The 10,965-nt window shown below is 66.8% G+C and carries 13 protein-coding genes; 12 read left to right on the forward strand and 1 reads right to left on the reverse strand.

Going from position 1 to position 10,965, the window contains the following annotated elements:
* Positions 1 to 95 precede the first annotated feature (95 nt).
* From QOJ24_RS09815 to regX, 6 genes are all read left to right on the forward strand, one after another.
* Positions 96 to 458, forward strand: coding sequence for a hypothetical protein (locus tag QOJ24_RS09815; RefSeq protein WP_526260799.1), 363 nt, complete (start codon positions 96 to 98; stop codon positions 456 to 458).
* 21 nt (positions 459 to 479) lie between these two features.
* Positions 480 to 1,826 (forward strand): D-inositol-3-phosphate glycosyltransferase, encoded by a 1,347-nt coding sequence (gene mshA, locus QOJ24_RS09820; protein WP_526260800.1) that lies wholly within the window; start codon positions 480 to 482, stop codon positions 1,824 to 1,826.
* A complete protein-coding gene (locus QOJ24_RS09825) occupies positions 1,823 to 2,356 on the forward strand; it encodes a YbjN domain-containing protein (RefSeq protein ID WP_526260801.1) in 534 nt (177 codons plus the stop codon). The genes mshA and QOJ24_RS09825 overlap by 4 nt, the downstream gene beginning before the upstream one ends.
* A 10-nt stretch (positions 2,357 to 2,366) precedes the next feature.
* Positions 2,367 to 3,116, forward strand: coding sequence for a phosphoglyceromutase (locus QOJ24_RS09830; protein WP_526260802.1), 750 nt, complete (start codon positions 2,367 to 2,369; stop codon positions 3,114 to 3,116).
* A 131-nt stretch (positions 3,117 to 3,247) separates the two neighbouring features.
* Positions 3,248 to 4,450, forward strand: coding sequence for a sensor histidine kinase (locus QOJ24_RS09835; RefSeq protein ID WP_526260803.1), 1,203 nt, complete (start codon positions 3,248 to 3,250; stop codon positions 4,448 to 4,450).
* Positions 4,447 to 5,133: a two-component sensory transduction protein RegX gene (gene regX / locus QOJ24_RS09840; protein WP_526260804.1), complete on the forward strand. Its 687-nt coding sequence runs from the start codon at positions 4,447 to 4,449 to the stop codon at positions 5,131 to 5,133. Before QOJ24_RS09835 ends, regX begins: the two co-directional genes overlap by 4 nt.
* A 16-nt stretch (positions 5,134 to 5,149) precedes the next feature.
* On the opposite strand, the gene QOJ24_RS09845 is transcribed toward regX, so the two are convergent.
* Positions 5,150 to 5,926 carry a DUF3109 family protein gene (locus QOJ24_RS09845; RefSeq protein ID WP_526260805.1) on the reverse strand — a complete coding sequence of 259 codons (777 nt, stop codon included), beginning with the start codon at positions 5,924 to 5,926 and terminating at the stop codon, positions 5,150 to 5,152.
* Positions 5,927 to 5,946: 20 nt separating this feature from the next.
* Between QOJ24_RS09845 and QOJ24_RS09850 the strand changes: the two genes are divergently transcribed.
* Genes QOJ24_RS09850 through proC form a run of 6 tightly spaced genes read left to right on the forward strand, consistent with a single transcriptional unit; the run spans position 5,947 to position 10,815 of the window.
* The gene (locus QOJ24_RS09850) at positions 5,947 to 6,123 is read left to right on the forward strand and encodes a hypothetical protein (RefSeq protein ID WP_526260806.1); all 177 of its coding nucleotides are present in this window, start codon (positions 5,947 to 5,949) and stop codon (positions 6,121 to 6,123) included.
* Positions 6,124 to 6,132: 9 nt separating this feature from the next.
* Complete coding sequence (locus QOJ24_RS09855; RefSeq protein ID WP_526260807.1) at positions 6,133 to 7,134, forward strand: Ppx/GppA family phosphatase; 1,002 nt, start codon at positions 6,133 to 6,135, stop codon at positions 7,132 to 7,134.
* Positions 7,131 to 8,171: an Rv0497 family membrane protein gene (locus tag QOJ24_RS09860; RefSeq protein WP_526260808.1), complete on the forward strand. Its 1,041-nt coding sequence runs from the start codon at positions 7,131 to 7,133 to the stop codon at positions 8,169 to 8,171. The genes QOJ24_RS09855 and QOJ24_RS09860 overlap by 4 nt, the downstream gene beginning before the upstream one ends.
* 16 nt (positions 8,172 to 8,187) lie before the next feature.
* Positions 8,188 to 9,033 carry a sugar phosphate isomerase/epimerase family protein gene (locus tag QOJ24_RS09865; RefSeq protein ID WP_526260809.1) on the forward strand — a complete coding sequence of 282 codons (846 nt, stop codon included), beginning with the start codon at positions 8,188 to 8,190 and terminating at the stop codon, positions 9,031 to 9,033.
* A gap of 55 nt (positions 9,034 to 9,088) precedes the next feature.
* Entirely contained in the window at positions 9,089 to 9,913 is an 825-nt protein-coding gene (locus tag QOJ24_RS09870; RefSeq protein ID WP_526260810.1) for an acyl-CoA thioesterase, read from the forward strand.
* Between the two features lie 29 nt (positions 9,914 to 9,942).
* Positions 9,943 to 10,815, forward strand: a complete 873-nt coding sequence (proC, locus tag QOJ24_RS09875; RefSeq protein ID WP_526260811.1) for a pyrroline-5-carboxylate reductase — start codon at positions 9,943 to 9,945, stop codon at positions 10,813 to 10,815.
* The last annotated feature ends 150 nt before the right edge of the window (positions 10,816 to 10,965 follow it).

Raw genomic sequence — 10,965 nt, forward strand, 5'->3', positions numbered from 1 at the left:
CGCCCGGAGGCGGGCAACCCGAGGCCATCCACATCCGACAGTTCAGTGCGGCTGACGCCACAATCGATGTCGGAAGGTGCTGACACGGTTCGATCATGACCACGAAACGGCTGCTTCGCGGCTACGAACTGCGTTGCGTGCTCACGCTTCACCTGTTTCAAAACGGCAAAACGACCGTCGCCGACCTGATCGACATGCTCGATTACCACGGATTCGAGGTCACCGGGCGGTCGTCGAAGGCGGTGTCGGACGCGCTGCGCTACGAGATCGCCCACGGCAGAGTTCGGCGGTCGAGGCGGGGTCAATATGGACCGGCGTCGATGCCGCGCGCCACCGAGTACCGGATCCACCAGCGGGCCTTGGCGCTGCGAGAGGAGGCGGCGGCTCTGCAGTATCCGTCGGACGACGCGTTCTGGGATGCGTTGTTCGGACTGGAACTAGGCGAGGACCGTCGCTGAGCACGGTGTAGACATGTCTGTGTGCGCCCAGCGACGGATCAGGCCCGGTCGAATGTCGCCGCCAGCGCGGCTCCGAGAAGAGTCGCCGTGTTATCAGTGCACACCTCCCCGTTGGCGCAGCCCGGCACCGGCGATGCCGGCGGCATGAACGTCTACGTGCTGCAGAGCGCGCTGCAGCTGGCCCGCCGCGGCGTCGAGGTGGAGATCTTCACCAGGGCGACGTCGTCGGCCGATCAGCCGACGGTGCGGGTGGCGCCGGGAGTGCTGGTGCGCAACGTGGTCGCCGGCCCGTTCGAGGGCCTGGACAAATACGACCTGCCGACCCAGCTGTGCGCGTTCACCGCAGGCGTGCTGCGCGCCGAAGCCACCCACGAGCCCGGCTACTACGACGTCGTGCACTCGCACTACTGGCTGTCGGGTCAGGTCGGCTGGCTGGCGCGCGATCGGTGGGCGGTGCCGCTCGTGCACACCGCGCACACCCTCGCGGCGGTAAAGAATGCCTCGCTTGCCAACGGCGACGCACCGGAGCCGCCGCTGCGCGCGATCGGTGAACAGCAGGTCGTCGACGAAGCGGACCGGCTGATCGTGAACACCGAACACGAAGCGCAGCAACTGGTTTCGCTACACCATGCCGATCCTGATCGCATCGACGTCGTGCACCCCGGGGTGGATCTGCAGACCTTCACACCCGGGGACAAGCTGACGGCGCGCGAGGTTCTCGGGCTGGCCCGCGACGAACTCATCCTGGCCTTCATCGGCCGCATCCAGCCGCTCAAGGCGCCCGATGTGCTGCTCCGGGCGGCCGCCCGGCTCACCGAACAGTTTCCCCATCTGCGGGTGCTGGTGGCAGGCGGTCCGTCCGGAACGGGCCTTGCTGCCCCCGACATGCTGGTTCGACTGGCCGACGAACTGGGTATCGCCGACCGGGTGACCTTCCTGCCCCCTCAATCACGAGAACAACTCGTCAATGTGTACCGCGCCGCCGACCTGGTCGCGGTGCCGAGCTACTCGGAGTCATTCGGCCTCGTCGCAGTCGAAGCGCAGGCCTGTGGCACGCCGGTGGTGGCCGCGGCCGTCGGTGGTCTTCCCGTGGCGGTGCGCGACGGCGTTACCGGCACGCTGGTGGGAAGCCACGATGTCGACGACTGGGCACAGGCGATCGGCGACCTGGTGCAGCGCGGACCCGACACGATGCGCACCGCAGCCGTCGAGCACGCTGCGACCTTCTCCTGGGCGCACACCGTCGACGGCCTGCTCGCCAGCTACGGAAGGGCAATGAGCGACTACCGCGCACGCCATCGACCCCAGGACGTCAGCACGCGCCGCACGGGCCGCCGGTTCTCGATGCGCCGGGGTGTGCGGGCATGAGCCCCATCCAGCAGGTCATCGAGGACGCCTGCACGGAAAGCGGCCTGGTTTACACGCGGCACGACGGGGCGCGCGGCGGGCTGCCGGGAATCATCGTCGAACTGCCCGGTGAGCGGCGGCTGAAGACCAACACGATTTTGTCCATCGGCGAGCATTCGGTGCGGGTCGAGGCATTCGTCTGCCGCAAGCCCGACGAGAACCACGAAGGCGTGTACCGCTTCCTGCTCAAGCGCAACCGCAGGCTCTACGGCGTTGCCTACACCCTCGACAACGTCGGAGACATCTATCTGGTCGGCCGGATGGCGTTGCACTCGGTCACCCCCGACGAGATCGACCGCGTGCTCGGTCAGGTGCTCGAGGCCGTCGACAATGACTTTAACACGTTGCTGGAGTTGGGTTTTCGGACCTCCATCCAGAAAGAGTGGGAATGGCGGGTGTCGCGCGGGGAATCGCTGAAGAACCTGCAGGCCTTCGAGCACCTGATCGACGACGACGGCAACAACGGAGCCGACGCGGCGGCCTCGGGATAGTCTCTCAGCCATGGGAGATTCCACGGTGATCCTGCTGCGCCACGGCGAAAGCGAATGGAACGCGCTGAACCTGTTCACCGGTTGGGTAGACGTCGACCTCACCGAGAAGGGCAGAGCCGAAGCCGTCAGGGCCGGCGAGCTGATCAAGGAGCTGGAAACGCAGCCCGACGTCCTGTACACGTCCCTGCTGCGGCGGGCGATCACCACCGCGAACCTGGCGCTGGACACGGCCGACCGGCACTGGATACCCGTACACCGAGATTGGCGGCTCAACGAGCGCCATTACGGGGCACTGCAGGGCCTGAACAAGGCCGAGACCAAGGACAAGTACGGCGAGGAACAGTTCATGGCCTGGCGGCGCAGCTATGACACGCCGCCGCCGCCAATCGAGTCCGACAGCGTTTACAGCCAGGACACCGATCCGCGCTACGCGGGCATCGCGGGCGGTCCGCCGAAGACCGAGTGCCTCAAAGACGTGGTCGTCCGGTTCGTGCCGTACTTCACCGAGACGATCGTGCCCGACCTGCACGCGGGCAAGACCGTGCTGATCGCCGCGCATGGAAATTCGCTTCGTGCGCTGGTCAAGTACCTCGACAAGATGTCCGACGACGACGTCGTCGGGCTGAACATCCCGACGGGCATCCCGCTGCGCTACGACCTCGACGGCGATCTGCGGCCGAAGGTCGCAGGCGGGACCTACCTGGACCCCGAGGCCGCCGCCGCGGGCGCGGCCGCAGTGGCGAGCCAGGGAGCGAAGTAGTCGAGGCGACCGACCGATTTGGGCAAACACCGGATGAACGCCAACCGAACACATGAGCCTGGCGGTGTGACATGCCCCGTTTTGGCCGCACGCTGCTGGGATGACGTTCACCAGTTTCGTACCATTTGCTCGTGAGTGTGGTGACCGCACTGCTGCTGACGGCAGTCGTGGCCCTGCTCGCTCTGCTGACCGGTGTCGCGGTCGGAGCGGGCCTGGCCCCGAGGATCGTCGAACGCAGGCAGCGGCGAGCGACCGAGGAGTCGGGAATCACCGTCTCGGAAATGCTCGCCCACATCGTGTCGCTGTCACCGGTGGGCATCGTCGTGGTCGACACCTACCGTGACGTCGTCTACACCAACGACCGGGCCCGCGAACTCGGCCTGGTCCATGACCGCCTGCTCGACGACCGCGCGTGGCTCGCGGCGCAGCGCACCCTGGCCACCGGTGACGACGTCGAGGTCGATCTCTCGCCGCGCAGGCGGGCCTCGCCCGGCCGTTCTGGGCTCTCCGTGCGGGGCCACGTCCGGTTGCTGACCGAGGACGACCGCCGATTCGCCGTCGTCTACGTCGACGACCAGTCCGAGCACGCGCGGATGGAAGCCACCCGACGCGACTTCGTCGCCAACGTCAGCCACGAGTTGAAGACGCCTGTCGGGGCGATGGGCGTGCTGGCCGAGGCGCTGCTGGCCTCCGCCGACGACCCGGAGAACGTGCAGCGGTTCTCCGAGAAGATGGTGGTGGAGTCGAAGCGGCTGGCCAACATGGTGGGTGAGCTGATCGAACTGTCCCGGCTGCAAGGCGCCGAACCGCTGCCCGATCTCGAGGCCGTCGACGTCGACACCGTTGTCGCAGAAGCGCTTTCGAGGTACAAGGTGGTCGCCGAGAACGCCGACATCGCCATCACCACCGACGCGCCGACAGGGTACAAAGTGCTCGGCGACCAACCACTTCTGGTAACTGCGATGGCCAACCTGGTGTCCAACGCGATCGCATACTCATCCAACGGATCCCCGGTGTCCATCAGCCGCAGGCGCAGGGGCGACAACATCGAGATCGCCGTAACCGATCGGGGAATCGGCATCGCCGCCGCCGATCAGGAGCGGGTGTTCGAGCGGTTCTTCCGCGTCGACAAGGCCAGATCACGGGCAACCGGTGGTACCGGTCTGGGTCTTGCGATCGTCAAACATGTTGCGGCCAATCACAACGGAACCATCCGGCTGTGGAGTCAGCCGGGCACCGGGTCGACATTCACGTTGTCGATTCCTGCTTATCCGGACCGCGTGGGCGAGTCGGACGAACGATCAGACCAATTGAGAGGAACAGAGCGTCCATGACAAATGTGCTGATCGTCGAGGACGAGGAGTCCCTGGCAGATCCCCTGGCGTTCCTACTGCGCAAGGAGGGCTTCGAGGCCACCGTTGTGTCAGACGGGCCTTCGGCCCTCGCTGAATTCGAGCGGGCGGGTGCCGACATCGTGCTGCTCGACCTGATGCTGCCCGGCATGAGTGGGACCGACGTGTGCAAACAGCTGCGGTCGCGCTCGAGCGTTCCGGTCATCATGGTGACCGCGCGCGACAGCGAGATCGACAAGGTGGTGGGCCTGGAACTCGGCGCGGACGACTACGTCACCAAGCCCTACTCGGCGCGTGAGCTGATCGCGCGGATCAGGGCAGTCCTGCGCCGCGGCGCGGATCCCGATGATCCGACAATCGGTGACGGCGTGCTGGAGGCGGGCCCGGTGCGGATGGACGTCGAACGCCATGTCGTCTCCGTCAACGGTGAGCTGATCACCTTGCCGCTCAAGGAATTCGACCTGCTCGAGTACCTGATGCGCAACAGCGGACGTGTGCTGACCCGCGGACAGCTCATCGACCGGGTGTGGGGCGCCGACTACGTCGGCGACACCAAGACCCTCGATGTCCACGTGAAGCGGCTGCGCAGCAAGATCGAGGCGGACCCGGCGAACCCGGTGCACCTGGTGACGGTCCGCGGTCTCGGCTACAAGCTCGAGGGCTGAGTACGGGCTGAGGGGGTTACTCGGCGGCCCGGGTGGCGGGATGTACGGCGATCAGCCCTAAGCTGCTGCGCCGCTTGCACATCGCCGCCAACTCGGCGTACGCCTTCTCGCCGAGAAGTTCGGTCAGCTCGGGGCCGTAGGTCTGCCAGACCTGCTTCGCGCCGACATGTGCGTTCGGGTCGCCGGTGCAGTACCAGTGCAGGTCGGCGCCACCCTCGCCCCAGCCGCGGCGGTCGTACTCGGTGATCCACGTCTTGAGGATTTCTGTTCCGTCCGCCAGCGTCACCCACTCCTGGGTGCGCCGGATCGGCAGCTGCCAGCAGACGTCGGGCTTCATCGTCAGCGGTTCGACACCCAACTTCAGCGCCTTGCTGTGCAGCGCGCACCCGATACCGCCGTCGAAACCGGGACGGTTGAGGAAGATGCACGCGCCCTTGTACTTTCGGGTGCGCAGGTTGGGTTTGTCGTCGTAGGAATCCATCTCGAGATAACCCTTGCGGCCCAGACCTTTTTCTCGGAACTGCCAATCCTCGTCGGTGAGTGTCTTCACCGCTGCGTCGAGGCGCTTGCGATCGTCCTTGTCGGACAGGAAGGCGCCATGCGAGCAGCATCCGTCATCGGGGCGGCCTTCGACGGTGCCCTTGCACGCAGGTGTGCCGAACACACACGTCCACCGGGACAGGAGCCAGGTCATGTCTGCGGCGATCAGATGTTCGGTGTTGTCGGGGTCGTAGAACTCCACCCATTCGCGCGCGAAGTCCAGTTCGACCTCGCCGGGATGCTCTGATGTCACAAGAATCAACGCTACCCCGAGTGAGCGGCGAACGCCGTCAACGCATCCGGGCCGCGGACGCGATCTTCCCCGAGGCGCTCGCGTCGCTGTCGGTCGCGGGGGTCCGGTCGGCCGTGTTCAACTCCCGCGTGGCCGACGAAACGATGTGCGGCGCCACGCGGCGGTGCGGACGGGTTGATCATTGCGACACCCGTTAGGTTGAGTGCGTGCGACTTGGTGTGCTCGACGTGGGCAGCAACACCGTCCATCTGTTGGTGGTGGACGCGCGTCGCGGTGGCCATCCGACGCCGATGAGTTCGACCAAGGCGTCGCTTCGGCTGGCCGAGGCCATCGATTCGTCGGGCAAGTTGACCCGTAAGGGCGCCGACAAGCTGATCGACACCATCGACGAGTTCGCCAAGATCGCCGCCAGTTCGGGCTGCGTGGAGCTGATGGCGTTCGCCACCTCGGCCGTGCGCGACGCCAAGAATTCCGAGGATGTGCTGGCCCGGGTGCTTGCCGAGACCGGCGTTGCATTGCAGGTGCTCAGCGGCGTCGACGAGTCGTGCCTCACCTTCCTCGCGGTGCGCCGCTGGTATGGCTGGAGCGCGGGCCGCATCATCAACATCGACATCGGCGGCGGCTCGCTCGAGCTGTCCAACGGGGTCGACGAGGTGCCGGAGGTGGCGTTGTCGCTGCCGTTCGGAGCAGGGCGGCTGACCAGGGAATGGTTGCCCGACGATCCACCGGGCCGCAGGCGGGTGGGGATGCTGCGCGACTGGCTGGCCACCGAGTTGGCCGACGCGGGCGCCGAAATGCTCAAGGCGGGCGCCCCCGACCTCGCGGTGGCCACGTCGAAGACCTTCCGATCGCTTGCGCGACTCACCGGGGCGGCGCCTTCCGGTGAGGGACCGCGCGTGAAGAGGACACTGACAGCTACCGGCCTTAGGCAGCTCATAGCTTTCATCTCTAGGATGACCGCTGCTGACCGAGCAGAGTTGGAAGGGGTGAGTGCCGAACGGGCTCCACAGATCGTGGCCGGCGCGTTGGTTGCGGAGGCGAGCATGCGAGCGTTGGCGATCGATACCGTGGACATCTGCCCGTGGGCGTTGCGAGAAGGTCTTATTCTGCGGAAACTCGATAGCGAAGCCGACGGAACCGCACTGTTCGAGACCCCCGTACGCGATGCGGACCGAGCCGCCGCCAAGCCCAAAGGCAACACACGATGACAGGACCAGAAGACAGCCACAGCAGCACACGACCGATATCGGTCGCGGAGCTGCTGGCAAAGAACGGAACGATCGGAGCACCGCCGGTCGGCGGTCGGCGCCGCCGTCGGCGCGGCAACTCGGACGCCGTCTCAGTGGCCGAGCTGACCGGCGAGATCCCCATCATCACCTCCGACACCCACGCCGACATCCGCCACACCGCCGCAGATCCGGCCACCGACGAACTCGAAGAGGTTCGTGACGACTTCACCGGACTGGTGCCCAGCAACGGCGTCGCCCCACACGTCGACGAGAGCGACCGAGTCCACGAAGCTCTTGACGAGGCACCTCTGACCCATGAGGAAGCCGACTACGCGGCGCATCTGGAGGAACGCGAAGCCGAGCCGACGTACTTCGACCCGCCGCAACGGCGTCCGCTGTGGGGCCAGACCGCACGGCGGTATCCCGGCGGGTCTGGTGTCGGCGCGGAGGAGATGAGCCCCGATCCGGTCGAGGTCGACGGCGCGAGCGATGCCGCTTCCGATCTGACCCGACCCGCGATGGTCGCCGCGACGGCGCCCGACACCGAGGACGACGCCGACGCGCTGCCGTCATACCTGCGCTCGTCGGCCGGGCCGCTGTTCGGCGGCGACACGCTCGCCGACGACATTGCCCGACGAAGGGGAGGCGCACGCGTTGACGACTTCGGGTTCGGCGACGTCGACCTCGAGCACGACGAACACGGCGAACATGACGAAGACGAGGGCGATCTCGAGTACGACGACGAGACGACGATGTCGTCGTTCGCGCGAGGCGCGCTCGTCGTCGGCCAGTGCATCCTCGCGGTGCTGTTCGGTGCTGGCCTGTTCATCGCGTTCGACCAGCTGTGGAAGTGGAACAACATCGTCGCGCTGGTGCTGTCCGTTCTGGTCATCCTGGGTCTGGTGGTCGGCGTTCGGGTGGTGCGCAAGACCGAGGACATCGGCAGCACGCTGATCGCGGTCGCGGTCGGTGCGTTGGTCACGCTGGGGCCGCTGGCGCTCCTGCAATCGGGATAGCCGCCTAAGCAGCACCGTGCGCCCCGCCATCAAGGTCGGTCTGTCGACGGCCTCGGTCTATCCGTTGAGGACCGAGGCCGCTTTCGAGTACGCGGCCAAGCTCGGCTACGACGGTGTGGAACTGATGGTATGGGCCGAAACCGTCAGCCAGGACGTCGACGCGATCGAGAAGATGTCGACGAAGTATTCGATGCCGGTGCTGTCGGTGCACGCGCCGTGCCTGCTGATCTCACAGCGGGTGTGGGGGGCCAACCCGATCGACAAGCTGGAGCGCAGCGTGCGCGCCGCCGAACAGCTGGGCGCCCAGACGGTTGTGGTTCATCCGCCGTTTCGCTGGCAGCGCCGCTACGCAGAAGGATTCTCCGAACAGGTCGCAGAGCTGGAAGCGGACAGCGACGTGATGGTGGCGGTGGAGAACATGTTTCCGTTCCGGGCCGACCGACTCTTCGGCGCGGGCCAGACATCGATCGAGCGGATGCGTAAGCGGGGCGGGCGGCCCGGTCCCGGCATCTCCGCCTTCGCGCCGTCCTACGATCCGCTGGACGGCAATCACGCGCACTACACACTTGATCTGTCGCATACCGCGACGGCGGGCACCGACGCCGTCGACATGGCTGCTCGGATGGGTGACGGGCTGGTGCATCTGCACCTGTGCGACGGCAGCGGGGCGTCCACCGACGAGCACCTGGTGCCGGGCCACGGCACGCAGCCCACCGTCGAAGTCTGCGAGATGCTGGCGGCCGGCGACTTTGCAGGCCATGTGATCCTGGAGGTCACCACATCCGGCGCCAGCACGGCCGCCGAGCGCGAAGCGCTTCTCAACGAATCGCTCCAGTTCGCCCGCAAGCATCTGCTGCGCTGACTCGCGGCGGACGAAAGGGCACACCCGTGCCCGGATCCACTCTGTCACCGATGCGATGGCGCTGACGCCTGCGGGCGGCGGCCGTTACGACGGTGAGCTGAACGAGCACTGGACGATCGGCCCGAGGGGATCGGGCCCGAAAGTGCACGGCGGCTCGATGCTGGCGCTGTGCGCGAACGCCGCCCGCCTCGAGCACGGCGAGGACACGGTGTGGCCGGTCGCGATCTCCGGAAACTATTTGTGGGCGCCGGATCCGGGCCCGATGCGGGTTTCGACGACCGTGCGCAAGCGTGGCAGACGGGTGAGCCTGATCGATGTTGAGCTGACCCAGGGCGACCGCACCGCGGTGCGCGCGGCGGTGACGATGGGTGAGCCCGAACATCACGTGCCGCCGCTGTCCCCTAGCTCCGCTGGGGGCCCATTCGGTTTCAACCCGGTGGTGCCGCTGATGCCGCCCGAGCCGCCGCCCGGACTGGACCCGATCGGGCCGGGCCACCCGATGGCTCCCGTCGTCAACCTGGCCCACGGCTGCGACATCCGGCCGTCGCTGACGACGTTGCAGCCGCGCACCGACGGTGGTCCGCCGGTGATCGAGTACTGGGTCCGCCCCAAGGGCGTGGCGCCCGACCCCCTGTTCGCGCTGCTGTGCGGCGACGTGTCGGCTCCGGTGACGTTCGGCGTCAACCGATTCGGCTGGGCGCCCACGGTGCAGTTGACGGCCTTTCTGCGCACGCTGCCCGCCGACGGCTGGCTTCGGATCGTCTGCACGACGGTGCAGATCGGCCAGGACTGGTTCGACGAGGACCACATCGTCGTCGACTGTGAGGGCCACATCGTCGTGCAGAGCAGGCAACTCGCGATGGTGCCGCCCCCGCAGTAATCGCTGGCGGCGTCTGCAATGCTTTGACCGTGGCAAGAATCGCGATCATCGGCGGCGGAAGTATCGGCGAAGCGCTGCTGGCTGGGCTCATCCGCGCGGGCAGGCAGCACAAGGACCTGGTGGTCGCCGAGAAGGACCCGCAGCGCGCGACGTACCTGTCCGAGACGTATTCGGTGTTGGTCACCTCGGTGGCCGATGCGGCCGAGAACGCCTCGTTCGTGATCGTGGCCGTCAAGCCCGCCGACGTGACGTTGGTCATCGACGAGATCGCCGACGCGGCCGCGCATGCCGAGAGTGAGAGCGCCGAGCAGGTCTTCGTGACCGTGGCAGCCGGTGTCACCACCGAGTTCTACGAGTCGAAGCTGCCTGCGGGTGCGCCCGTGATCAGGGTGATGCCCAACGCCCCCGTGGTCGTCGGCGGCGGCGTGAGTGCGCTGGCGCCCGGCCGGTTCGCCACCATCGAGCAGCTCAAGGAGGCGTCGGGGATCTTCGACGCGGTCGGTGGCGTGCTGACCGTCGCGGAATCGCAGATGGACGCCGTGACGGCGGTGTCGGGATCGGGTCCCGCGTACTTCTTTCTCGTCGTCGAGGCCTTGGTGGACGCGGGCGTTGCGGCGGGTCTGACGCGGCCGGTGGCCACCGATCTGGTCGCCCAGACCATGGCCGGATCGGCCGCGATGTTGCTCGAACGCCTCGATACCGCACAATCCGCCAGTGACTCGGCAACGGGCACCGGGATGGACACCACGGCGGCGGCGCTGCGGGCCACAGTCACATCTCCGGGCGGCACAACGGCCGCTGGTCTGCGAGAACTCGAAAAGGGCGGCGTGCGGGCCGCGCTGGCGGCGGCCGTCGAGGCCGCAAAAGCCCGATCTTCCCAGCTAGGAATCACATCCAGGTAATTCAACGAATTTCAATCGATTAGCCCACACCCGTCGCAATAACCCCAATAACCCCGCTATTCTCCTCGTGTAAGCGCGGGGTCGTACCCAGCGGTGGGGAAGCCGCTGGAACAGCCCGTGCCTGAAGGATTGGGTTGCGATGACGTCTAT

The organism is Mycobacterium sp. (assembly GCF_032159775.1).
Classification (GTDB): domain Bacteria; phylum Actinomycetota; class Actinomycetes; order Mycobacteriales; family Mycobacteriaceae; genus Mycobacterium.